At 62.4% G+C, this 23,204-nt stretch carries 20 protein-coding genes; 3 read left to right on the top strand and 17 right to left on the bottom strand.

Annotated elements, in window-relative coordinates:
- Positions 1-44: 44 nt before the first annotated feature.
- The 3 genes from CQ13_RS08835 to CQ13_RS08825 all read right to left on the bottom strand — a co-directional run bounded on the left by CQ13_RS08835 (position 45) and on the right by CQ13_RS08825 (position 3,111).
- Positions 45-926: a F0F1 ATP synthase subunit gamma gene (locus CQ13_RS08835; RefSeq protein WP_057842601.1), complete on the bottom strand. Its 882-nt coding sequence runs from the start codon at positions 924-926 to the stop codon at positions 45-47.
- A gap of 95 nt (positions 927-1,021) precedes the next feature.
- Complete coding sequence (atpA, locus tag CQ13_RS08830; protein WP_057842600.1) at positions 1,022-2,551, bottom strand: F0F1 ATP synthase subunit alpha; 1,530 nt, start codon at positions 2,549-2,551, stop codon at positions 1,022-1,024.
- Positions 2,551-3,111, bottom strand: a complete 561-nt coding sequence (locus CQ13_RS08825; RefSeq protein ID WP_057842599.1) for a F0F1 ATP synthase subunit delta — start codon at positions 3,109-3,111, stop codon at positions 2,551-2,553. The genes atpA and CQ13_RS08825 overlap by 1 nt, the downstream gene beginning before the upstream one ends.
- Positions 3,112-3,750: 639 nt before the next feature.
- Between CQ13_RS08825 and CQ13_RS08820 the strand changes: the two genes are divergently transcribed.
- A complete protein-coding gene (locus tag CQ13_RS08820; protein ID WP_057842598.1) occupies positions 3,751-4,254 on the top strand; it encodes a septal ring lytic transglycosylase RlpA family protein in 504 nt (167 codons plus the stop codon).
- A 151-nt stretch (positions 4,255-4,405) separates the two neighbouring features.
- Here the strand turns inward: CQ13_RS08820 and CQ13_RS08815 are convergent, their stop codons facing one another.
- Positions 4,406-6,616, bottom strand: a complete 2,211-nt coding sequence (locus CQ13_RS08815; RefSeq protein WP_057842597.1) for a primosomal protein N' — start codon at positions 6,614-6,616, stop codon at positions 4,406-4,408.
- Between the two features lie 144 nt (positions 6,617-6,760).
- Here CQ13_RS08815 and CQ13_RS08810 point away from each other — a divergent pair, with 144 nt between their 5' ends.
- On the top strand, positions 6,761-7,735 hold the full coding sequence (locus tag CQ13_RS08810; protein WP_430649668.1) for a tyrosine recombinase XerC: 975 nt from the start codon (positions 6,761-6,763) through the stop codon (positions 7,733-7,735).
- A gap of 9 nt (positions 7,736-7,744) precedes the next feature.
- Here CQ13_RS08810 and CQ13_RS08805 read toward each other — a convergent pair whose 3' ends face one another.
- On the bottom strand, positions 7,745-8,308 hold the full coding sequence (locus CQ13_RS08805) for a hypothetical protein (protein WP_057842596.1): 564 nt from the start codon (positions 8,306-8,308) through the stop codon (positions 7,745-7,747).
- 125 nt (positions 8,309-8,433) lie between these two features.
- On the opposite strand from CQ13_RS08805, the gene CQ13_RS08800 reads away from it, so the two are divergent.
- Entirely contained in the window at positions 8,434-9,024 is a 591-nt protein-coding gene (locus CQ13_RS08800) for a DUF4337 domain-containing protein (protein ID WP_057842595.1), read from the top strand.
- 116 nt (positions 9,025-9,140) lie between these two features.
- Here CQ13_RS08800 and CQ13_RS08795 read toward each other — a convergent pair whose 3' ends face one another.
- The 12 genes from CQ13_RS08795 to CQ13_RS08740 all read right to left on the bottom strand — a co-directional run bounded on the left by CQ13_RS08795 (position 9,141) and on the right by CQ13_RS08740 (position 23,194).
- Positions 9,141-9,671: a hypothetical protein gene (locus tag CQ13_RS08795; RefSeq protein WP_057842594.1), complete on the bottom strand. Its 531-nt coding sequence runs from the start codon at positions 9,669-9,671 to the stop codon at positions 9,141-9,143.
- A 119-nt stretch (positions 9,672-9,790) separates the two neighbouring features.
- Positions 9,791-11,191 carry a dihydrolipoyl dehydrogenase gene (gene lpdA / locus CQ13_RS08790; protein WP_057842593.1) on the bottom strand — a complete coding sequence of 467 codons (1,401 nt, stop codon included), beginning with the start codon at positions 11,189-11,191 and terminating at the stop codon, positions 9,791-9,793.
- Between the two features lie 35 nt (positions 11,192-11,226).
- Complete coding sequence (locus CQ13_RS08785; RefSeq protein ID WP_057842592.1) at positions 11,227-11,973, bottom strand: SDR family oxidoreductase; 747 nt, start codon at positions 11,971-11,973, stop codon at positions 11,227-11,229.
- A 77-nt stretch (positions 11,974-12,050) separates the two neighbouring features.
- Complete coding sequence (gene odhB / locus CQ13_RS08780) at positions 12,051-13,292, bottom strand: 2-oxoglutarate dehydrogenase complex dihydrolipoyllysine-residue succinyltransferase (protein WP_057842591.1); 1,242 nt, start codon at positions 13,290-13,292, stop codon at positions 12,051-12,053.
- A gap of 150 nt (positions 13,293-13,442) precedes the next feature.
- Positions 13,443-16,400 carry a 2-oxoglutarate dehydrogenase E1 component gene (locus CQ13_RS08775; RefSeq protein WP_057842590.1) on the bottom strand — a complete coding sequence of 986 codons (2,958 nt, stop codon included), beginning with the start codon at positions 16,398-16,400 and terminating at the stop codon, positions 13,443-13,445.
- Between the two features lie 135 nt (positions 16,401-16,535).
- Entirely contained in the window at positions 16,536-17,420 is an 885-nt protein-coding gene (sucD, locus tag CQ13_RS08770; RefSeq protein ID WP_057842589.1) for a succinate--CoA ligase subunit alpha, read from the bottom strand.
- 38 nt (positions 17,421-17,458) lie between these two features.
- The gene (locus CQ13_RS08765) at positions 17,459-17,935 is read right to left on the bottom strand and encodes a DUF1579 family protein (protein WP_057842588.1); all 477 of its coding nucleotides are present in this window, start codon (positions 17,933-17,935) and stop codon (positions 17,459-17,461) included.
- Positions 17,936-17,937: 2 nt separating this feature from the next.
- Positions 17,938-19,137, bottom strand: a complete 1,200-nt coding sequence (sucC, locus tag CQ13_RS08760; RefSeq protein WP_057842587.1) for an ADP-forming succinate--CoA ligase subunit beta — start codon at positions 19,135-19,137, stop codon at positions 17,938-17,940.
- Between the two features lie 132 nt (positions 19,138-19,269).
- Complete coding sequence (gene mdh, locus CQ13_RS08755; protein ID WP_057842586.1) at positions 19,270-20,238, bottom strand: malate dehydrogenase; 969 nt, start codon at positions 20,236-20,238, stop codon at positions 19,270-19,272.
- Positions 20,239-20,400: 162 nt separating this feature from the next.
- Entirely contained in the window at positions 20,401-21,585 is a 1,185-nt protein-coding gene (zapE, locus tag CQ13_RS08750) for a cell division protein ZapE (protein WP_057842585.1), read from the bottom strand.
- A gap of 234 nt (positions 21,586-21,819) precedes the next feature.
- Complete coding sequence (gene thpR / locus CQ13_RS08745; RefSeq protein ID WP_028348494.1) at positions 21,820-22,356, bottom strand: RNA 2',3'-cyclic phosphodiesterase; 537 nt, start codon at positions 22,354-22,356, stop codon at positions 21,820-21,822.
- A 181-nt stretch (positions 22,357-22,537) separates the two neighbouring features.
- Positions 22,538-23,194, bottom strand: a complete 657-nt coding sequence (locus tag CQ13_RS08740; RefSeq protein ID WP_057842584.1) for an arylesterase — start codon at positions 23,192-23,194, stop codon at positions 22,538-22,540.
- Positions 23,195-23,204 lie beyond the last annotated feature (10 nt).

Below are 23,204 nucleotides of genomic sequence, written 5' to 3'. Positions count from 1 at the left end.
CCTTCGAAATTCTATACTTGGACGACCGTCGGTTGATTCGTGCGCTAGACCGCCGCCTCGGCGCCGGAGATGATCTCGATCAACTCCTTGGTGATCTGGGCTTGACGGGTTCGGTTGTAGACCAGGGTTTGCTTGCGGATCATTTCGCCGGCGTTGCGGGTGGCGTTATCCATCGCGCTCATCTGCGCGCCGTAGAAAGAGGCGTTGTTTTCCAGCAGCGCGCGGAAGACCTGCACCGCAAGATTGCGCGGCAACAGCCGAGCTAGAATCTCGTCTTCTTCCGGCTCATATTCGTAAGCGGTCGACGGACCGGCATTGGCGGCCCGCTCTTCGACCACCAACGGAATGACCTGCTGGGCGGTCGGAATCTGCGCGATGACGGACTTGAAACGCGAATAGAACAGCGTGCAGACGTCGAACTCGCCGGCTTCGAACCGTGCCAGGATCTTCTTGGCAATATCTTCGGCGTTGACGAAGCCGAGCTGGCGAACTCCGCGCAGATCGACGTGCTCGACGATCTGCTTATCGAAGGTGCGGCGGAGTTGGTCGTAGCCCTTGCGGCCGACGCAGAATATCTTGACGTCCTTGCCTTGGCCCATCAGCGACAGCGCGCGCTCACGGACCAGACGCACGATTGCCGAATTGAACGCACCACACAGGCCGCGTTCGCCGGTGCAGACGAGCAGCAGATGCACCTGATCCCTGCCGGTGCCGGCCAACAGCGCCGGAGCGCCGGGCGAGCCGGCGGCAGAAGCGGCGATGTTGGAAATCACCGCATCCATCTTTTCGGCGTAGGGCCGGGCCGCTTCGGCGGCGCTCTGCGCGCGCCGCAGCTTCGACGCCGCGACCATCTGCATCGCCTTGGTGATCTTCTGCGTCGCCTTGGTCGAGGCGATGCGGACCCGCATGTCTTTAAGTGAAGCCATTCTCAGTTCACCCCGGCGATCAGACCTCGAGGATCCGACCGCAAGCCACTCTTTCGTCGGACCCGGCTAGGAGCCGGGCCTCAACGGCAAAATCGTCAAGAAAATGTCTTGGCGTAACCTTCGACCACGGTCTTCAGCTTGCCGGCGAGATCGTCAGAGAGATCCCGGCTGTCGCGGATGCCGTTGAGAATGTCGACGTTTTTGCCGCGAAGCAGCGACAAGAGACCGTCCTCGAAGGCGCGCACCTTGTTGAGCGGAAGCGGGTCGAGATAGCCGTTGGTGCCGGCCCAGATCACGCAGACCTGCTCTTCCATCTTCAGCGGTGAGAACTGCGGCTGCTTCAGCAGTTCGGTCAGGCGCGAACCGCGGTTCAGGAGGCGCTGGGTCGAAGCGTCGAGGTCGGAGCCGAACTGCGCGAAGGCCGCCATTTCACGGTACTGCGCCAGCTCACCCTTGATCTTGCCGGCGACCTTCTTCATCGCCTTGGTCTGCGCCGAGGAGCCCACGCGCGACACCGACAGACCGACGTTCACCGCGGGACGGATGCCCTGGAAGAACAGGTCGGTTTCCAGGAAGATCTGACCGTCGGTAATCGAAATCACGTTTGTCGGAATGTAGGCCGACACGTCGTTGGCCTGGGTTTCGATGACCGGCAGCGCCGTCAGCGAGCCGGAGCCCTGGTCCTTGTTGAGCTTCGCCGCGCGCTCGAGCAGGCGGGAGTGCAGGTAGAACACGTCGCCCGGATAGGCTTCGCGGCCCGGCGGGCGGCGCAGCAGCAGCGACATCTGGCGGTAGGCGACGGCCTGCTTGGACAAGTCGTCATAGATGATGACGGCGTGCATGCCGTTGTCGCGGAAGTACTCGCCCATCGTGCAGCCGGTGAACGGTGCGATGTACTGCATCGGCGCCGGGTCGGACGCGGTGGCGGCGACGATGATCGAATATTCCAGCGCGCCCTGCTCTTCCAGCACCTTGACGAACTGGGCAACGGTCGAGCGCTTCTGGCCGATCGCGACGTAGACGCAATACAGCTTGATGTTCTCGTCCGGCTGCGCGTTGAGCGGCTTCTGGTTCAGGATGGTGTCGAGCGCGATCGCGGTCTTGCCGGTCTGACGGTCACCGATGATCAGTTCGCGCTGGCCGCGGCCGACCGGGATCAGCGCATCGATCGCCTTGAGGCCGGTCGCCATCGGCTCGCTCACCGACTTGCGCGGAATGATGCCGGGCGCCTTGACGTCGACGCGCTTGCGTTCGGTGGCCTGGATCGGGCCCTTGCCGTCGATCGGGTTGCCGAGCGCGTCGACGACGCGACCGAGCAGACCCTTGCCGACCGGCGTGTCGACGATGGCGCGGGTGCGCTTGACGGTCTGGCCTTCCTTGATCTCGCGGTCGGCGCCGAAGATCACGATACCGACGTTGTCGGTTTCGAGGTTCAGCGCCATGCCGCGGGTGCCGTTCTCGAACTCGACCATTTCACCGGCCTGGACGTTGTCCAGACCGTAGACGCGGGCGATACCGTCACCGACGGACAGCACCTGCCCGACTTCGGTGACCTCAGCCTCCTGGCCGAAATTCTTGATCTGGTCCTTGAGGATCGCGGAAATTTCCGCGGCGCGGATGTCCATCAGCCTGCCTCTTTCATCGCGTGCTTCATCGAATTGAGTTTGGTGCGAAGTGAGCTATCCACCATGCGGCTGCCGAGCTTGACCACAAGGCCGCCAATGATGGAGGGATCGACTTTCACGTTGAGCGCGACGTCCTTGCCCGTCACCGATTTCAGTGCGGTCTTCAGCGCGTCGAGATTCTTGTCACTGAGCTGTTCGGCGACGGTGACGTCAGCGGTCGCCTCGCCCTTGAACTTCGCCACCAGCGCGCGAAAGGCGCGGATCACATCGGCCACTGCAAACAGCCGGCGGTTGGCGGTCAACACTTTAAGGAATTTGGCGGAAGTGCCGGTAATTCCGACCTTGTCGAGCAGGGCAGTGAGCGCCTTGGCCTGCGCATCTGCCGAGAAGACAGGGCTGCGGACGAGGCGCTTGAGATCGGCGCTTTCGTTTAGCATGGCCTCGAATTTATCGAGATCGGCCCTTACCGCGTCGACGGATTTCTCCTCGCGCGCCAACTCGAACAAGGCCGTAGCATAACGGCCGGACACTCCCGAAACGGACGGATCTTCAGCAGCCACAGAGTCGCTCTTTTCAGATGTCAAACTCGCAAGGGAAAAACCGTCGCCACGGGTAGCGGCGCCTAGCGATCCAAGCCCTTGGAATTCAAGCGGGACTTCGATTTTCGACCGGCACGAGAGGTGCCGGGATCGTTAAAATCGCGGCTTTGCTAACATAGCAAGCGCGCAGGTGCAACATGACGGCGCATGCGGGCGATGCCTTGTTGCATGTCAATTTTCAGGCCCGGTCGAATGCAGCTTGATGGAATCAGTCGCCGGAATTTTGACCGGCGGCTGCAGGCGATCTGGAGCGGTCCCGACCAGCCGATTTGTTCCACCTATATTTGCATGGCCGCTATGACCGCTAGCGTTCGGAACCAAACGGGCGGCCCGCCTCCATTTGATCATTACTTGCGCAGATCTTCACTCGATGTGTGATGACTGTATTGTTAAGTAATAATAAGTATTGAGTTGATTAAAAATCTATTAACGTGCAAGATTACGGAATATCGCTCGACGGTAACAAGATATGTCAACGCGATACATTCCCGATTTACTGCCCAATTCATGCCTCATTGCCTCATCAAACGGCCCTCTGAAGTTGGGACGGGGGTTCCATTTGTCACGTATGTGGCAAATACTATCTGAGGGACTAGTTTAATGTTGCATACCAGTAACGTGCTGCCGGGAACTCTAACCCGGTCGCGTAGGGCGCTCGCCTTGATCGCCGCAACTCTCCTGGTCGGTGGCGCCGTCACCGAAGCTTCTGCAAAATCCAGGCATCATCGCCATCACCACCACCATCACGCCAGCAAGGCCAAGACGGCTGGCGGCAACTGGCTGGACGCCAATGCCTCGATCGGCTCCCAGAGCACAGGGCGCGGCGGCTTCTCGGGTAAGGCCTCGTTTTACGGCAATGAATCCGGCAGCAAGACCGCCTCTGGACAGCGCTTCAATCAGAATGCCATGACCGCAGCCCACCGCTCGCTGCCGTTCGGCACCAAGCTCCGCGTCACCCATCGTGGCCAGAGCGTGATCGTCACGATCAACGACCGTGGTCCCTTCATCAAGGGACGCGTGCTCGACCTGTCCAAGGGTGCTGCCCGGGCCATCGGCCTGACCGGCGCCGGCGTCGGCCACGTCACCGCCGAGGTCGTCTCTTAAGGCGCGCGATCGCGCGCCGTTTTCCGGTCCATCAGATCGCGTAAGCGTTGCGTTGCGTAAGCGTCGCGGAACTTTCCGCGGCAACAAATGCCTGCCGTCACAAATGACGGCAGGTTTTTGTTTACCCTCCAGGGGAGGGTGAAGCGCCAGCTCATAGAAAGCTCTGCGGATCGACGTCGACTTCGAGTTTGAGATTGCCCTTGGTCTTCGGACCGCCGGCGAGCCACTCGCGCAAATATTCCGAGAGGTCGACGTTGCGCAGCGACTTCACCAGGATCCGGAACCGATAGCGGCCCTTGATCACCGCAAGCGGCGCTTCGGCCGGTCCCAGCACCTGGATGCGCTCGTCGATTGGCGCCACAGCGGCGAGGCGGCGCGCAAAGCCTTCCGCAGTCGGCCGGTCGCCTGCAGAAATGATCAGGCTGGCGAGCCGACCGAACGGCGGATAGCCGGTGCGCTCGCGGGAATCGATTTCGCTGGCGTAAAACGCCTCACGGTCATTGGCGACCAAGGCCTTCATCACGGGATGTTCAGGCTGATGGGTCTGTAAGTACCCGACGCCGCGGCCCTGGTCGCGCCCCGCACGCCCGATCACCTGATTGAGCAGTTGGAACGTGCGCTCGGCAGCGCGCGGATCACCATTGCCGAGCCCCAGATCCGCATCGACCACGCCGACCAGATTGAGTCGCGGGAAATTATGGCCCTTCGCGACCAGTTGCGTGCCGATGATGATATCGACGCGCCCTTCGGCGATTTCGTTCAGCTCGCTGCGCATGGTCTCGATCGAGGTGATCAGATCGCTCGACAGCACCATAGTGCGCGCTTCCGGAAACAGCGCAGCCGCCTCCTCCTGCAAGCGCTCGACACCGGGGCCGACCGCAACCAGCGATTCCTCAGCCTGGCAATGCGGGCAGATATTCGGGCGCGGCATCGAGAAACCGCAATGGTGGCAGACCAGCCGCTGGCGAAACCGATGGTCCACCAGCCAGGCGTCGCAGATGGTGCAGGCAAAGCGATGGCCGCAGGCGCGGCATAGCGTCAGCGGCGCGTAGCCGCGGCGGTTCAGAAACAACAGCGCCTGTTCGCGTTTCTCGATCGCGAACCGGATTTGCTCGGCGAGCGGCGGCGAGATAAAGCGGCCGCGCGGCGGCGGGGCGCGTCGCAAATCGATCGCTTCGATATGCGGCATGTGTTGGCCGCCGAAGCGGGACGGCAGCGCGACGCGCTGATAGCGCCCCTTGCGCGCGTTGACTTCGGTTTCGAGCGACGGCGTCGCGGACGCCAGCACGATCGGGATTCTGGCGATATGCGCGCGCACAACTGCCATGTCGCGGGCATGGTAATGCGCGCCATCGTCCTGCTTGTAGGCCTGGTCGTGCTCCTCATCGACAATGATGAGACCCAGATCCGCATAGGGGAGAAACAGCGCCGAGCGCGCGCCGACCACGACCGGCGCTTCACCCGCCGATATCGCCGCCCAATTGCGCTGCCGTGTGCGCGGCGTCAGTTCGGAGTGCCATTCCAGTGGACGCACGCCGAAACGCTGGGCGAAGCGGTCGAGGAATTGCCCAGTCAGCGCGATCTCAGGCATCAGGATCAGCGTCTGCTTGCCGCGCCGGACGACTTCCGCAATCGCCTCGAAATAGACTTCCGTCTTGCCCGATCCGGTGACGCCGTCGAGCAGCGCGACGTGGAACGTGCCGTTGGCGGCAAGCGCGCGCATCATGTCGACCGCCCCGCGCTGCTGGTGGGAAAATTCCGGCTGCGCAAAGGACGGATCGGGCGCCGGCGGCGCCAATGGCGGCGGCATCGCCTCGACGGCGAGGGTCCCCTCGTCGACGAGGCCGTCGACCACGCCTGAGCTGACGCCTGCCTCCCGCGCCGCATCCGACTTGCCGTGCAGCAGGCCGTCCGACAGCACCTCGATCAGCCGCCGCCGCGCCGGCGTCAGGCGCTGCGGCGCTGGGCCCACCAGCCGCACGCCGAGGCGCATCCGTTCGGGCCCGAGGTTTTCGCCCATCCGCAAGGCCATGCGCAGCACCATGCCGCGCGCGGACAGCGTGTAATTGGCGACCCAATCGACGAGGCTGCGCAACTCCTCTTTGAGCGGCGGCACGTCGAGCTTTTCGCCGACGTCCTTCAGGCGGTTGTGCAGACGCGGATCGGGATTGGCGTTCTCCGCCCACACCACCGCCACCACCTCGCGCGGCCCGAGCGGCACGCAGACGACATCGCCCGCCTTCAGCTCCATGCCGCGCGGCACGCGGTAGGAATAGTTTTGATTGAGTGCGACCGGCACCAGCACGTCGACGACGCGGGTCGACGAGGCCGATGAGCTGGTTTGGCGGGTGGCGTGGTCCATCAGGGGGAATCAGGCTTGAGGTATCCGGAGGGAAGCTAGCGCCGCTCCGAGCGGTTAGCGAACGGTAAACGAAAGAGGTGCGATATAATGCGCTGAATCACCGTCTCCAAGACGAGCTCTCAAGACAAGCTCTCGAAAGCAAGGATGATGGCCAAGGAAGTTCCGGCACTGCAAGCGGTCGAGCTCGAATGCGCCGACGAGGGCCTCGCGCGGGAGATGACACGCTGGCTGACGCATCTGCGCGCCGAACGGCGGCTGTCGCCAAAGACGCTCGAAGCCTACGCCCGCGACCTCCGCCAATGCCTCATTTTCCTCGCTGAACATTGGGGCGGCAGAGTCACGCTGAAACGATTTGCGGCGCTGGAAGCCACCGACGTCAGGGCCTTCATGGCGATGCGCCGTGCCGACGACATCGCCGGGCGCTCGCTGATGCGGGCGCTGGCGGGGTTGCGTTCGTTCGGCCGCTACCTCGAACGGGAGGGCAAAGGCAAGGTCGGAGCTCTGTCCGCGATCCGCGCGCCCAAAATTGCAAAAAGCCTGCCGAAGCCGATCCAGATGGCCGCCGCCAGGCGCTTTGCCGATGCCGACGAGCGCGCCGGCGAGGAACGTGATCCCTGGATTCTCGCGCGCGACGCCGCGGTAATGGCGCTGCTCTATGGATCAGGCTTGCGTATCTCCGAAGCGCTGGGACTGAAACGCCAGGACGTGCCCAAACCGGGCGAAGGCGACGTTATTATCGTCACCGGCAAGGGCAACAAGACCCGCATGGTGCCGGTGCTGCAAAACGTGCTGGCGCTGATCGCCGATTACGTTGCGATGTGCCCGCATTCATTGCCGCCGGCCGGCCCGATCTTCGTCGGCGCGCGCGGCGGACCGCTTTCTCCACGGATCATCCAGCTCACCATGGAGCGACTGCGCGGCGCGCTGGGGCTACCCGACAGCGCCACCCCGCACGCGCTGCGGCATTCCTTCGCAACCCACCTGCTCAGCCGCGGCGGCGATCTGCGCGCGATCCAGGAGCTGCTCGGCCACGCCTCGCTCTCGACCACTCAGATCTACACCGGGATCGACAGCGAGCGGCTCTTGGAAGTGTACAAGAGCGCGCATCCGCGCGGATAATGTTTCAAATCAGTTGGACCGATACTCGACCTTGTAAATATAGTTCGAGCCTCTACCGATTTCGGCCCGCACATAGGGCAGAAGCCTCAGACGTTCGTAGACGGGTGTTGTCGCTTTCACCGTGCGACCTGCAATATCCACGACGTGCTCCAGTCCGCGATAGCGTGCTTGGTTTCTCGGATTCTGTGCACGGCCTTCGAGCACAATGCGCTCCTGGAACAGGTCCTGATACACGGTTGTCATGAAGAACCAGACTATTACCGCGCCAAAAAGCAGAATGCCAATCCCCTTCAGATTATTCTTAACGTCGATCGGCTTTTTGAATTGCAGACTGTTGCAGCCCCAACCAAACGCATAAAGCCCGAAGAGTCCGCCTAGGAGATAGAAGTTGAGGATCGCAATGATCGAACTTTGCGGATAAAGAACCCACAGGCCAAAATAGCTGAAACCCGCAACAAGAGCAGCGGTCAAAAACCACCGGCTCAGTATGCGGTCCCTGGTCCTAGTCAGCAGAAAGCCAAACAGCGCAACGAGCGGCCAAAAGCAGGCAGCAATGAATTCCGCGAATGTCATGCCGAAACCGTAAGAGAGCTGACAAAAAAATCCCTTAATGCATCAGTTCAAATAACTGCTACCGCTTGCGTTGAACTGGACGTTCGGTCAATCGTGGGCTTGGATCTTATCGGAGAGGGGAATAAATGGGCGCACATGAAAGCATGGAGCATGCGGAGCACGCCGAGCACGCTTCGGGGTCGAACAAGAAGATCGCGCTGCTGATCGCGGTGATCGCCCTGTTTCTGGCGCTGTCGGAAACGCTCGGCAAGGGCGCACAGACCGAAGCCATCAGCAAGAATGTCGAGGCTTCGAATCTCTGGGCATTCTTCCAGGCCAAGAGCATCCGCCGCACCGTGGTGCAGGCCACCGCCGAACACGCCAAGCTCAGCCTCGGCACCGTCGGCGACGATGGCGCAAAGGCGGCGCTGCAGAAGCAGATCGACGACTGGAACAAGACTGCGCAGCGCTATCGCTCGGAGCCGGAGACCGGCGAAGGTTCGGAAGAGTTGGCAAAACGCGCCAAGCACGCCGAGCACGAGCGCGACGAGGCAACCGCAAAATATCACCACTACGAAATCGCTTCAGCCGCCTTCCAGATCGGCATCGTACTGGCGTCGGCCACCATCATCACCGGCATGATCGTGCTGGCCTGGGTCTCCGGCATATTGGCGATCGCCGGCATCGGCATCACCGCGCTCGGCCTCTACGCGCCACATCTTTTGCATTTGCATTGAGCGGCGGGGGTTCGTCATCACCCGCGAAGGCGAAGGCGGGTGATCCAGTACGCCGCGGCCTTTCGGCTCAAGCTTCTCTGGATTGCCCGGTCAAGCCGGGCAACGACAGTGAGAGGCTACCGCGCTTCGTGCACGCTCTTGCGGAAACGCGCGATCGTGCGCAGCATGCGCGATGACCAGCTAACACCGTCGCCGCGCAAAATCTTCCGGATGCGCTGCTTGATCGGATAGACGAGCGCCGCCGCCTTGGCGCGCATCGCCATGACGAACTCATAGAGGTTCTTGAACCACGCCATTTGCAGCAGCTTTGGCCGCGTCACGTCGAGGATGAACGCGGTGACGCCGACGCCGAGGAATTTGCCTGATACGATGACGATGGCGGCGCTCACCCAGTATTCGTTCGCCAGCAGCCACAAGCCGACCAGCTTGAGCGGAAACAGCGGAATCACCGGCACGGCAAATACGATCAGCGTCATCGCCGGCGACAGCGCATCGACCCGATCGGACAGCCATCGCTTGAAGGCGCGAAGCGGAATCAGCGCAACGATGCGCTCGACGATCGGCTCGAGATGATCCCACAGCCAGGCTTCGATCAGGAAGATGACCGCAAGCAGGACCCAGAACGGCTGAAGCAGGCGGCGCATCATCGATCGTGACCTCTAAAGCGGAATGAGGTCCTTGATTGGTCGCTCCGCTCGATCTCTTTGTTCAAGCATGGTCTTTTCGAGAATAGCCGCTTCTTGAATTCGGCATGTACCGGGTCCGGTCACATATGGATGGCGCGTTTGCCGACCGCAAGCGCGGCTTCCTTGATTGCTTCCGAGCGGGTCGGATGCGCATGACAAGTCCGCGCCAGATCCTCGGCAGAACCGCCAAATTCCATGAGGACCGCGGCTTCATGAATCATTTCGCCGGCCTCCCGGCCGACAATGTGCACGCCGAGGACGCGATCGGTCTTCGCATCCGCGAGAATCTTCACAAAACCGTCAGTGGTCTGGTTGACCTTGGAGCGGCCGTTGGCGGTGAACGGGAATTTGCCTGAGGTGTAGGCGACGCCGGCCTGCTTCAGTTCTTCCTCGGTCTTGCCGACCGATGACACTTCCGGCGTGGTATACACGACGCCCGGGATAACATCGTAGTTCACGTGGCCCGCTTGCCCTGCGATGATTTCGGCGCAGGCGACGCCTTCGTCCTCGGCCTTGTGCGCGAGCATCGGTCCCGCCACGACGTCGCCGATCGCATAAACGCCCTTCACGCTGGTCGAAAAATGCCCGTCGATCTGCACGCGGCCGCGATTGTCGAGTGCAATGCCGGCTTCCTTGCAGCCGAGCCCTTCGGTGTAGGGCACGCGGCCGATGCAGACCATTACCACGTCGGTCTCAATCGTTTCCGCTGCGCCGCCCGCCGCCGGCTCCACCGTCGCCTTCAACGTCTTGCCGGAAGCGTCGACGGCCATCACCTTGGCGCCGAGCTTGAATGCAAAGCCCTGCTTTTCGAGAATGCGCTGGAATTGCTTGGCGACTTCCCCGTCCATGCCGGGCAGGATGCGATCGAGGAATTCGACGACCATGACCTCAGCGCCAAGCCGTTTCCAGACCGAGCCGAGCTCCAGCCCAATCACGCCAGCACCGATGATGAGAAGCCTCTCCGGCACCTTCTCAAGCGACAGCGCGCCGGTCGACGAAACCACGCGCTTCTCGTCGATCTCGATGCCCTTCAGCCGCGCGATGTCGGAGCCGGTGGCGATAACGATGTTCTTGGTCTCGACCGTCTGGGACTTGCCGTTAGCGCTGACCTCGACCTTGCCGGCGCCGAGAATCCTGCCGGCGCCGTAGAGGACATCGATCTTGTTCTTCTTCATCAGGAACTCGACGCCCTTGACGTTGCCGTCGATGCCCTGCTGCTTGAAATTCATCATCGCCGGCAGATCGAGCTTTGGCGCGGAAATGCTGACGCCCATCTTGGCAAAGGAATGCGCGGCCTCCTCGAACATTTCGGAGGCGTGCAACAGTGCCTTCGACGGCATGCAGCCGACATTGAGGCAGGTGCCGCCCAGCGTCGCGTTTTTCTCGACCACGGCCACCTTCATGCCGAGTTGCGCTGCGCGCACCGCGCAGACATATCCGCCCGGACCGGTGCCGATGACGACGAGATCGTAGGAAGCCATGATGAAGTCCTGTAGCTGAGATAAGGTGTCAGGTGTTACCGGCCGCCCGATACATCAAGGATGGCGCTGGTGACGTAGGAAGCCTCGTCCGAAATCAACCAGACGATGGCATTGGCGATTTCTTCTGCAGTGCCGACCCGCTTCATCGGCACCATATGCGCGAGCCGATGCGCGCGGTCGGGCTCGCCGCCGGAAGCATGAATATCCGTATCGATCAGTCCAGGCCGGATCGCGGCGACCCGAATGCCCTCTCCGGCAACCTCATAGCCAAGGCCGATGGTGAAGGAATCAACCGCGCCCTTGGACGCCGCATAATCGACATACGTATTGGGCGAGCCGAGTTTCGCCGCCACCGAAGAAAGATTGACGATGACGCCGCCCGCGCCGCCGTTGCGGGTCGACATCCGCTTCACGGCTTCGCGCGCGCATAAAATGCTGCCGGTGACGTTGACTGCCATCATGCGCTGGATGCGCTCGGCCGACATGTCTTCGACCCGTATCGACGGACCGACAATGCCGGCATTGTTGACGAGCGCGCCAAGCGTTCCGAATTCGTCGGCGGCCTTGAACAGCGCGAGAATGTCCGCCTCGCTGCCGACATCGCATTTCACGGCGATCGCCTTGCCGTTCTTGCCTTCGATCTGCGAAACGACTTCCTTCGCCGCGGCCTCATTGCTGGCGTAGCCGACCACGACGCGAAAACCGCGCGCGGCGGCGGCGATGGCGGCCGCACGGCCGATGCCGCGGCTGCCGCCGGTGATCACAACAACCTTGTCCGTCACATCAGGCCCCACAAATCAACGTGCACGATCCACGGCTTGCGGCGCAGGCGAGTGCCGACGCCGGCAAGCGTATTGTGTCAGAGATCCAGCACCAGGCGGGCCGGATCCTCCAGGCTTTCCTTGACGCGCACCAGGAACGTCACCGCTTCCTTGCCGTCGATCACGCGGTGATCGTAGGACAGCGCCAGATACATCATTGGGCGCACCTCGATCTTGCCGCCGACCACCATCGGCCGCTCCTGGATCTTGTGCATGCCGAGGATGCCGGATTGCGGCGCGTTCAGGATCGGCGTCGACATCAGCGAGCCGTAGATGCCGCCATTGGTGATGGTGAAGGTGCCGCCCTGCATCTCGTCGATCTTGAGCTGGCCGTCGCGCGCGCGGCGGCCGAAATCGGCGATCGATTTTTCGATGTCGGAGATCGACCTGTGGTCGCAGTCACGCACCACAGGCACAACCAGGCCCTTGTCGGTGCCGACGGCGACGCCGATGTGGTAGTAGTTCTTGTAGATCAAATCGGTGCCGTCGATCTCGGCATTGACCGCCGGGATGTCCTTCAGCGCCTGCACCACCGCCTTGGTGAAGAAGCCCATGAAGCCGAGCTTCGAGCCATGCTTCTTCTCGAACACGTCCTTGTACTGCGCGCGCATTGCCATGATGTGGCTCATGTCGACCTCGTTGAAGGTCGTGAGCATCGCGGCCGTGTTCTGCACGTCCTTGAGCCGCCGCGCGATGGTCTGGCGCAGCCGCGTCATCTTCACACGCTCCTCGCGCGCGGCATCATCGGCCGGCGACGGCGCACGGACCTGCACGGACGCGGCCGGTTGATTGACCGGGGTCGGCGCCGACGCCGCCTTCTCGATCGCGGCCAGCATGTCACCCTTGGTGACGCGGCCGTCCTTGCCCGAGCCGGGCACGGTCGCGGCATCGATGCCGCTCTCGGCGGAAAGTTTGCGCACCGACGGCGCCAGCGGCGCATCTGCTGCCGCAGCCTTCGGAGCCGCAGCAGGGGCAGCGGCGGGCGCTGCAGCCGGAGCGGCGGCCTTGGCGGGCGCGGCCGCGGCCGGCTTGGCGGCACCGGACGCACCTTCATTGATCTGCCCGAGCAGCGCTCCGACGGCGACGGTCTCGCCGTCCTTGGCCGCGATCTCGCCGAGCACGCCGGCGGATGGCGCCGGCACTTCGATGGTGACCTTGTCGGTCTCGAGCTCGACCAACGGCTCATCCACCGCCACCGCGTCGCCGGCCTTCTTGAACCAGCGGCCGATGGTGGCTTCCGTCACGGACTCGCCGAGCGTCGGAACACGAATTTCAGTCATGGTATTTTCCTCTTTGCGTCATGCCCGGGCTCGTCCCGGCCATCCACGCCCTAAGACAATTTTCACAATGCAAGACGTGGATGCCCGGGACATTGGGGCGAAGACAGCGCTGCGCGCCTTTTGCCCGGGCATGACGGCTTGGGGTAATTGCTAGTTCAGCGCCTCATCCAGCATGGCCTTGAGCTGTGCCAGATGCTTCGACATCAAACCGGTGGCGGTTGCCGCCGAGGCGGCGCGGCCGGCGTAACGCGGACGCCGGTTCGGCGCGTGGATCTGGTTCAGCACCCATTCCAGATAGGGCTCGATGAAGTGCCATGCGCCCATGTTGCGCGGCTCTTCCTGGCACCACAGCACTTCGGCATTCTTGAAGCGTGCGAGTTCGTGCACCAGCGCTTTCAGCGGCACCGGATAGAGCTGCTCGACGCGCAGGAGGTAGATGTCGTCGATGCCGCGCTTCTCGCGCTCCTCGTAGAGATCGTAATAGACCTTGCCCGAACACAGCACGACGCGACGGATCTTGTCGTCCGGCGCCAGCTTGATCTTCTCGTCGGGCAGCATCTGCGCGTCATCGTACAGAATGCGGTGGAACGTCGTGTCCTTGCCGAGTTCATCGAGCCGCGAAACCGCGCGCTTGTGCCGCAACAGCGACTTCGGCGTCATCACGATCAGGGGCTTGCGGATCTCGCGATGTAACTGGCGCCGTAGCACGTGGAAGTAATTCGCCGGCGTGGTTGGATACACCACCTGCATGTTGTCTTCGGCGCACATCTGCAGGAAACGCTCGAGCCGCGCCGAGGAGTGCTCCGGTCCCTGCCCTTCATAGCCATGTGGCAGCAAGCAGACGAGACCGGACATGCGCAGCCATTTGCGTTCGCCGGATGAGATGAACTGGTCGAACAGCACCTGCGCACCGTTGGCGAAGTCGCCGAACTGGGCTTCCCACATCGCCAGCGCCTTCGGCTCGGCCAGCGAATAACCGTACTCGAAGCCGAGCACCGCCTCTTCGGACAGCAGCGAGTTGATGACCTCGTAGTGGCCTTGATCGTGGCCAAGGTGGTTGAACGTCGTGTAGCGGCTCTCGTCTTCCTGGTCGATCAGCACCGAATGGCGCTGCGAGAAGGTGCCGCGTTCGGAATCCTGGCCGGATAGCCGGACGTGGTGGCCTTCCTGCATCAGCGTGCAGAACGCCAGCGCTTCGCCGGTCGCCCAGTCGATGCCGACACCGTTGTCGATGGCCTTGGCGCGGTTTTCCAGGAAACGCTGGATCGTGCGGTGAACGCGGAAACCGTCCGGCACCTTGGTGATCTTGCGCCCGATATCCTTGAGGATACTGACATCGACGCCGGTGACGCCGCGGCGGGCGTCTTCTTCCTGGTCGGCGGATTTGAAGCCGGCCCATTTGCCGTCGAGCCAATCGGCCTTGTTGGGCTTGTAACCGGAGCCCGCCTCAAGCTCGGCATCGAGCCGAGCGCGCCAGTCGGCCTTGATCTTATCGACCTCGCCCTCGGTCACCACGCCGTCGGCGATCAATCGTTTGGCGTAGATTTCCAGCGTGGACGGATGCGATCCGATGCGCTTGTACATCACGGGCTGGGTGAACGCCGGCTCGTCGCCCTCGTTGTGGCCGTGGCGGCGATAGCAGAACATGTCGATCACGACCGGCTTGTGGAATTTCTGCCGGAACTCGATCGCGACCTTGGCGGCGAACACCACCGCTTCCGGATCGTCGCCGTTCACATGGAAGATCGGCGCGTCGATCATCTTCGCCACGTCGGACGGATAGGGCGAGGAACGCGAATAGCGCGGATACGTGGTGAAACCGATCTGGTTATTGACGATGAAATGCAGCGAGCCGCCGGTGCGGTAGCCCTTCAGGTCGGACAGGCTGAAGCATTCCGCCACCACGCCCTGGCCGGCGAACGCCGCGTCGCCATGCATCAGCATCGGCAGCACGGAAATGCGCATGTCCGGCGGATCGCCATGCTGATCCTGCTTGGCGCGCACCTTGCCGAGCACCACGGGATCGACGATTTCCAGATGCGACGGGTTGGCGGTCAGCGACAGATGGATCTTGTTGCCGTCGAATTCGCGGTCGGACGACGCGCCCAGATGGTACTTGACGTCGCCAGAGCCTTCGACCGCGTCCGGATTGGCGGAGCCGCCCTTGAATTCGTGAAACAGCGCGCGATGCGGCTTACCCATCACTTGGGTCAGCACATTGAGCCGGCCGCGATGCGGCATGCCTAAAACGATTTCCTTCACGCCGAGATTGCCGCCGCGCTTGATGATCTGCTCCAGCGCGGGGATCAGCGATTCAGCGCCGTCGAGGCCGAAGCGCTTGGTGCCGGTGAACTTGAGATCGCAGAACTTTTCAAAACCCTCGGCCTCGACCAGCTTGTTCAGGATCGCGCGGCGTCCCTCTCGCGTAAAACTGATTTCCTTGTCCGGCCCCTCGATGCGTTCCTGGATCCAGGCCTTCTGCGCGGCGTTCGAGATATGCATGAACTCGACGCCGAGCGTCTGGCAATAGGTGCGTTCGCAGATCGCGACGATCTCGCGCAGCGTGCCATATTCGAGGCCGAGCACATGGTCGAGGAAGATCTTGCGGTCGAAATCGGCCTCGGTGAAGCCATAGGTGCGCGGATCGAGCTCCTCGCGATCGCGCGGCGCTTCGATGCCGAGCGGATCGAGCTTGGCGTGGAAATGACCGCGCATGCGGTAGGCGCGGATCAGCATCAGGGCGCGAACCGAATCGCGCGTCGCCTGGTTGACGTCGGCAGGGGATAGTTCGGCGCCCTTGGCCTGCGCCTTGGCGGCCAGCTTGGCGCCGACGGCCTTCTCGACAGTGACCCAGTTGCCGTCCAGCGCCGAGGTCAGTTCGTCCTGCGGCGTGACCGGCCAGTTGTCGCGGCCCCAGGACGGGCCCTCGGCGTTCTTCTGGACGTCGGCCGGGGTGTCTTTCAGGCTCTTGAAGAATTCCCGCCAGTCGCTGTCGACCGAGCGGGGGTCCTGCTCGTAGCGGGCGTAGAGCTCATCGATATAGGTGGCGTTGGTGCCTTGCAAAAATGAGGAAAGGGCAAATGCTGCGTTCGCGTCCTGGCGAGACATGATGGCGTCCTGGTGAGTTTCGCTTTGCGCGTGGAAAACGGCGCTGTAGCCGGTCCGGGAGGCCCGAACCAGCTCGGTAAGAAGCTTTACCCTATTTAAGACGGATATTCCCGCCTAAAAGGACCAAGAACTGAATTAAGACTTCAATTTTTCGGCAAGGGTATGTCCGAGCCGTGCCGGCGACGGAGACACCGTAATTCCGGCCGCTTCCATGGCCGCCGTCTTGGAGCCGGCATCGCCCTTGCCGCCGGAAATGATGGCGCCGGCATGCCCCATGCGGCGGCCGGGAGGGGCGGTGACGCCGGCGATGAAGCCAACCATCGGCTTTTTCCGGCCGCGCTTGGCCTCGTCCTTGATGAACTGGGCGGCGTCTTCCTCGGCCGAGCCGCCGATTTCACCGATCATGATGATCGAAGTGGTCTTCTCGTCCTTGAGGAACATCTCCAGCACGTCGATGAATTCGGTGCCCTTGACCGGGTCGCCGCCGATACCGACCGCGGTGGTCTGGCCGAGGCCCTCCTGGGTGGTCTGGAACACGGCCTCATAGGTCAACGTGCCCGAGCGGGAAACGATCCCGACACTGCCCGGCTTGAAGATGTTGGCCGGCATGATGCCGATCTTGCATTCGCCCGCCGTCATGACGCCCGGGCAGTTCGGCCCGATCAGGCGGGATTTCGATCCCGACAACGAACGCTTCACGCGCACCATGTCCAGCACCGGAATGCCCTCGGTGATGCAGACGATCAGCGGAATCTCCGCATCGATCGCTTCGCAGATCGCGTCTGCCGCCCCCGGCGGCGGGACATAGATCACGCTGGCGTCAGCGCCGGTCTTCTCGCGCGCCTCACGAACGGTGTCGAAGACGGGCAAGCCGAGATGCGTCGAGCCGCCCTTACCCGGCGAGGTGCCGCCGACCATCTTGGTGCCATACGCGATCGCGGCTTCCGAATGGAACGTGCCGTTCTTGCCCGTAAAACCCTGGCAGATGACTTTGGTGTTGCTGTCGATCAGAACGGACATGATTGCGAACGCTTTCTTCGGTGACCGTGAACGAGGGGTTAATGAATGCGACGGTACGTGCCGGTGAGCACGTCGGCCCATCCTTCGGCATCAGGCGAGAACTGGATCTTCATGGTGTAGTTGTTGTCGTCGACGACTTCGTAGACGTGGCGGGCATTGCCGCGCAGCGAGCCGCGCACCAGGGTCAACTTGTTGCCGATCCAGGCGCCGGAGGCCGGTGCCGGCGAATAGTAGCCGAGCGAATCGTGCCAGAATAATTTGTAGGTCCGATCGTCGCGGTCATAGGTGAACACGCCGTGGGTGGCGAAAGCCTCCTTGCCGTCGCGCATCTGACGGGCGTCCTGAATCAGGTAGAAGCCGTTGAGATCGACGCGCGCGACCACATGCGAGGTCGCCGGACCGCCCGCGGTCCAGCGCGACGGATAGACCATTTCCTCGCCCGCCCACTCGCCCGCAAAAACCGCGAGCCGGCGGTGTTCTTCCAGCGGTGTCGGTGCGGCGAGATGGTCAGCCATCGCTAGCCTCCCTTGACGGCTTTCACGATTTTCTGTGCGGCATCGTCGAGATTGTCGGCAGGTACCACGTTGAGGCCGGATTCGCGGATGATCTGCTTGCCGGCGTCGACATTGGTGCCTTCGAGCCGCACCACCAGCGGCACTTTCAGGCCAACTTCCTTCACTGCGGCGACCACGCCTTCGGCGATGATGTCGCACTTCATGATGCCGCCGAAGATGTTGACCAAGATGCCCTTCACGTTCGGGTCGGCGGTGATGATCTTGAACGCCGCCGCCACCTTCTCCTTGCTGGCGCCGCCGCCGACGTCGAGGAAGTTGGCGGGTTCCATGCCGTAAAGCTTGATGATGTCCATGGTCGCCATCGCAAGGCCGGCGCCGTTGACCATGCAGCCGATGGTGCCGTCGAGCGTGACGTAATTGAGATCGTACTTCGACGCCTCGACCTCCTTGGCATCTTCCTCGGTCAGATCGCGCAACGCCACCGCCACTTCCGGATGGCGGAACAGCGCGTTGTCATCGAACGACACCTTGGCATCGAGCACGCGTAGTTCGGCCTGCTTGGTGACGACGAGCGGATTGATCTCCAGCATCGCCATGTCCTTGGCAACGAAGGCCGTGTAGAGCTGCGTCACCAGCTTCTCCGCCTGCTTGGCAAGATCGCCGGTGAGCTTCAGGGCTTTCGCGACCGTGCGGCCGTGATGAGGCATGATGCCGGTTGCCGGATCGACGGAGAAGCTCACGATCTTCTCAGGCGTGTTGTGGGCAACGTCCTCGATATTGACGCCGCCTTCGGTCGAGACCACGAACGCGACTTCGGAAGTTTCACGATCGACCAGGATTGAGAGATAAAACTCCGTGTCGATGTCGGAGCCTTCCTCGATGTAGAGGCGATTGACCTGCTTACCCTGCGGGCCGGTCTGGACCGTGACCAGCGTCGCCCCCAGCATCTGTTTGGCGAATTCGTTGACCTCGGCGACTGATTTCGCGATGCGGACGCCGCCCTTGTCGCCGGCGGAAGCTTCCTTGAATTTGCCCTTGCCGCGGCCGCCGGCATGGATCTGGCTCTTCACTACCCAGATCGGGCCGGTGAGCTGTTTGGCGGCGGCTTCCGAATCCGAGGCCTTCAAGACAGGCACGCCGCGCGAAATCGGCACGCCGAATTCATGCAGCAGAGCCTTGGCCTGGTATTCGTGGATATTCATTTGGACGCTCCCCAAAACCCTTAGCGGCGAGTTCTACAGTTCACCGGCATTGGTAGTTGGCATACCATATACCAATATAACTGCAACCCCGAAAAAACTTTCGCCCCGGCAAGGGGCGAAAGCCAAGTAAAATCAACGACCGAGCAGGTCGGGCGCGATCTTCTTGCAGGCGTCGACCAGGCCCTGAACCGCGCCGACCGACTTGTCGAAGGCTTCGCGATCCTTGCCGGCCAGCTCGATCTCGACGATGCGCTCGACGCCCTTCGAGCCGATCACGACGGGGACGCCGACATACATGTCCTTCACGCTGTACTCGCCGTTGAGATAGGCGGCGCAGGGCAGCACGCGCTTCTTGTCCTTCAGATAGCTCTCGGCCATCGCGATCGCCGAAGCGGCCGGCGCGTAGAACGCCGAACCGGTCTTCAGGAGGTTGACGATCTCGGCGCCGCCGTTGCGGGTGCGGTCGACGATTTCGTCGATGCGGGTCTGCGAGGTCCAGCCCATCTTGACGAGGTCGGGCAGCGGAATGCCGGCGACCGTGGAGTAGCGCGTCAGCGGCACCATGGTGTCGCCATGTCCGCCGAGCACGAAAGCGGTGACGTCCTCGACCGAGACGTGGAATTCGTCGGCCAGGAAATAGCGGAACCGCGCGGAGTCGAGCACGCCAGCCATGCCGACCACCTTCCTGTGCGGCAGACCGGAAGCCTTCTGCAGCGCCCACACCATCGCATCCAGCGGGTTGGTGATGCAGATGACGAACGCATCGGGCGCATACTTCTTGATGCCGGCGCCGACCTGCTCCATGACCTTGAGATTGATGCTCAGGAGGTCGTCGCGGCTCATGCCGGGCTTGCGCGGCACACCGGCGGTGACGATGCAGACCTTGGCGCCATCGAGTGCCTCGTAGGAATTGGCTCCAGTGAGATGGGCGTCGAAACCGTCGACCGGCGAAGATTGCGCGATGTCGAGCGCTTTACCCTGGGGGACGCCCTCGGCGATGTCGAACATCACGACGTCGCCGAGTTCTTTCAGGCCGACCAGGTGAGCCAGCGTCCCGCCGATCTGACCGGAGCCAATCAAAGCAATCTTGTCGCGCGCCATGGGAAATTTGTCCTTCTGAGACGAAGAGTGAGGGTGGATAATCAGTCGGATGGCTGGTTATCCCTTTCGAATGGCCGGTTCAAGCCGGGGCATGCCCGATTCTAAGACCGCGCCTGGATTTCGATCAGGTATGCCAGAGCGCACCCGGAATGACAGCAACCGCTACGTCTCAACCAACCCGGCGCTCGATCCGCTGGCCGCGGAATCCTTCCTTCCGTGCGGCAGCGCCAGGTAGGACTCAGAACTCATTTCGATCAGACGCGACGCGGTCCGCTTGAACTCGTTGGCTTCACCGCCCTCGGCAGCGACATACAGCGACACCGGATCGGCCTCGGCCGAGGCCATCAGCTTCACGGCATTATCGTAGAGCGTGTCGATCAGCGAGATGAAGCGCTTGGCGGCGTTGCGCTCGGCGTAATCCATCACTGGAATGCGATCGATCAGGATGGTGTGATAGTCGTGCGCCAGCCGCAGATAGTCCGACGCGGCCAGCGGCTTTTCGCAGATATCGGCAAAGGAAAATCGCGCCACGCCATGCGCCGAACAGGGCACGCGCAGGACGCGGCCCTTGATCGCAATGTCGCGCGGCTTGCACGGCGCGTTGCCGGTCATCTTTCTCCAGGCGCGGTCGAGCGCGGCGCCGGCTTCATCATCCGGCGGCACCAGCCACATCTTCACGCCGACCAGTTTTTCCAGTCGGAAATCGGTGCGGGCATCGAGCCGCAGCACATCCATGCGGTCTTCGATCTGCGAGATGAACGGCAGGAACAGCGCGCGGTTGAGCCCGCCCTTGTAGAGGTCTTCGGGCGCGACGTTCGAAGTCGCGACCACGACGGTGCCGAGTTCGAACAGTTTTGAGAACAGCCGCCCCAGGATCATGGCATCGGCGATATCGGTGACATGGAATTCGTCGAAGCACAGCAGCCACGCCTCGTCGAAGATCGCGTTGGCCGTCAGCTCGATCACGTCGCTATCTGCGATTTCACCGCGCGCGATGTTCTGGCGATAGGCGTAGATCTTCTCATGCGCCTCGGCCATGAACTCGTGGAAATGGGCGCGGCGCTTGCGCTGGACCGGGCTCTGCTGAAAGAACAGGTCCATCAGCATGGTCTTGCCGCGGCCGACCTCGCCGTGAATGTAAAGCCCGCGCGGCGGCGGCTCGCTTTTGTCGCCGAACAATCGGCCGAGCAGGCTTAATTTGCGCGCCGGCTTGTAGCTCGACAGCCGCTCCTCAAGTGCGGCAAACGCCTCGGCAGCTTCCGCCTGCGCGGGATCGGCCTCGATCGCGCCAGAGGAAACCAGAGCCTGATAGTGTGCGCGGAACGAGGTGGGGTCAGTCGACAGCATGGCCCCTTTCGGCCTCAAGCGAGCGGAAATTGCAAGCCGTGAATCGGTGCTGGGGGTATGCAAACACAGGCCGTCATACCCGCGCAGGCGGGTATCCAGTACGCCGCGGCTTCTCGGTTCTATCTTAGGCGTCTCCGGTATACTGGATCATCCGCCGGAGCCTGTCATCGGGCGCGCGTTCGCGCGACCCGTTGGCGGATGATGACGGTGGTGGCTGTGGCGACCGCCTGCCCCTCACGCGCTCAGCGCATAGGAATCCTCGACCACATAAGGCCCGCCGCCGGTGGACGCGCGGGACGAGAACAGCACGAAGCGCGAAGCCCAGAACGTGCGGCTCGGAAAATAGCCGCGCACCGAGAGATAATCAGCAACGTCCTGGCTGGAAGCGTCATGCAGCCGCGCCAGCGTCACATGGGGAATGAATTTGCGCCCCTCCGGATCGAGCCCGAGCCGCTGCATCAGCCGTTCGAGCTCGGCCTGCAGCTCGATCAGCGGCCGGCTCGGCTCGACGGAAGCGACCACGGCGCGCGGTTTCTTGCCGCCAAAGCTCTGCAGGCCCTGCACCTTGACCTCGAACGGCTTGCGGTTGACCCGAAACAGCATCGAGGCGATTTCATTCGCCGACATGCCGTCGATATCGCCGATGAAGCGCAAGGTGACGTGATAATTTTCGGGATCGATCCAGCGTGCGCCGGGAAGGCCGCCACGCAAATTGGAAAGGCTCTGGCCGATCTCGGCCGGAATTTCCAGTCCAGCAAACAAACGCGGCATCGCATGACTCCCGATGCTTGGGCATGACCTTGAAAAGGACCATGTCCTGTAACAGCGCCCCGGTGACGAATCACCGATAGTTATTTTCTATCCGACTTATGTGACTCTGCGAAGCACGCGGCGCGAGCACTCCGCAATGCTACGGGAAAACCTTTGGGTAACCTCATTCGTTGCTGCTTTTTCAACTCCGCTGCCCGGAGATCGTGCCGATAAATGCCTCCACCGTAGGCAGAATGTTCTTCACGATGATATCGACACCCTCGGCGGTCGGATGAATTCCGTCGGCCTGGTTGAGCTTGGCCTCACTCGCAACCCCCTCCAGGAAAAATGGGTAGAGCGGCACGCCGAACGATTTGGACAGCTCCGGATAGATGGCGTTGAAGCGCGCCGCATATTCGCTGCCGTAATTGGGCGGCGCCAGCATCCCGCACAGGAGAACCGCGATCTTGCGCGCCTTCAGCCGGGTCAGGATATCGCTCAGCGCCGCGCGGGTGACGGCGGGGTCGATCCCGCGCAGCGCATCGTTGGCGCCGAGTTCGAGAATCACCGCCTCGGTTCCCTCCGGGATCGACCAGTCCAGCCGGTCGCGGCCGCCGGACGTGGTATCGCCGGACACCCCGGCGTTGATCATATCGACGTTTATCCCCTTGTCGCTTAACGCTTTTTGTAGGCGAGCGGGGAACGCTGCCGGCGCAGACAGGCCGAGACCGGCGCTCAAGGAATCACCGAGAACGACCATTTTGATCGGTTTGACGGGTGTGGCCGGGGCCTGAGTCTGGGCCAAAACCGGCCCGGCCGTCATCAAAGCCACAATCAACACGCGTATGTGCGCAAACATCCGTTTCAAG

It is taken from the genome of Bradyrhizobium retamae, assembly GCF_001440415.1.
GTDB classification, from domain to species: Bacteria; Pseudomonadota; Alphaproteobacteria; order Rhizobiales; family Xanthobacteraceae; genus Bradyrhizobium; species Bradyrhizobium retamae.
Note: the sequence above shows the minus strand (reverse complement) of the source record. Positions and strands in the feature narration are given on the sequence as shown.

Bases quoted from the DNA above. Each gene is read 5' to 3' on its own strand.
- CQ13_RS08835 (WP_057842601.1), bottom strand. From the start codon at position 926: ATGGCTTCACTTAAAGACATGCGGGTCCGCATCGCCTCGACCAAGGCG.
- atpA (WP_057842600.1), bottom strand. From the start codon at position 2,551: ATGGACATCCGCGCCGCGGAAATTTCCGCGATCCTCAAGGACCAGATC.
- CQ13_RS08820 (WP_057842598.1), top strand. From the start codon at position 3,751: ATGTTGCATACCAGTAACGTGCTGCCGGGAACTCTAACCCGGTCGCGT.
- CQ13_RS08815 (WP_057842597.1), bottom strand. From the start codon at position 6,616: ATGGACCACGCCACCCGCCAAACCAGCTCATCGGCCTCGTCGACCCGC.
- CQ13_RS08810 (WP_430649668.1), top strand. From the start codon at position 6,761: ATGATGGCCAAGGAAGTTCCGGCACTGCAAGCGGTCGAGCTCGAATGC.
- CQ13_RS08805 (WP_057842596.1), bottom strand. From the start codon at position 8,308: ATGACATTCGCGGAATTCATTGCTGCCTGCTTTTGGCCGCTCGTTGCG.
- CQ13_RS08800 (WP_057842595.1), top strand. From the start codon at position 8,434: ATGGGCGCACATGAAAGCATGGAGCATGCGGAGCACGCCGAGCACGCT.
- CQ13_RS08795 (WP_057842594.1), bottom strand. From the start codon at position 9,671: ATGATGCGCCGCCTGCTTCAGCCGTTCTGGGTCCTGCTTGCGGTCATC.
- lpdA (WP_057842593.1), bottom strand. From the start codon at position 11,191: ATGGCTTCCTACGATCTCGTCGTCATCGGCACCGGTCCGGGCGGATAT.
- odhB (WP_057842591.1), bottom strand. From the start codon at position 13,292: ATGACTGAAATTCGTGTTCCGACGCTCGGCGAGTCCGTGACGGAAGCC.
- CQ13_RS08775 (WP_057842590.1), bottom strand. From the start codon at position 16,400: ATGTCTCGCCAGGACGCGAACGCAGCATTTGCCCTTTCCTCATTTTTG.
- sucD (WP_057842589.1), bottom strand. From the start codon at position 17,420: ATGTCCGTTCTGATCGACAGCAACACCAAAGTCATCTGCCAGGGTTTT.
- CQ13_RS08765 (WP_057842588.1), bottom strand. From the start codon at position 17,935: ATGGCTGACCATCTCGCCGCACCGACACCGCTGGAAGAACACCGCCGG.
- sucC (WP_057842587.1), bottom strand. From the start codon at position 19,137: ATGAATATCCACGAATACCAGGCCAAGGCTCTGCTGCATGAATTCGGC.
- mdh (WP_057842586.1), bottom strand. From the start codon at position 20,238: ATGGCGCGCGACAAGATTGCTTTGATTGGCTCCGGTCAGATCGGCGGG.
- zapE (WP_057842585.1), bottom strand. From the start codon at position 21,585: ATGCTGTCGACTGACCCCACCTCGTTCCGCGCACACTATCAGGCTCTG.
- thpR (WP_028348494.1), bottom strand. From the start codon at position 22,356: ATGCCGCGTTTGTTTGCTGGACTGGAAATTCCGGCCGAGATCGGCCAG.
- CQ13_RS08740 (WP_057842584.1), bottom strand. From the start codon at position 23,194: ATGTTTGCGCACATACGCGTGTTGATTGTGGCTTTGATGACGGCCGGG.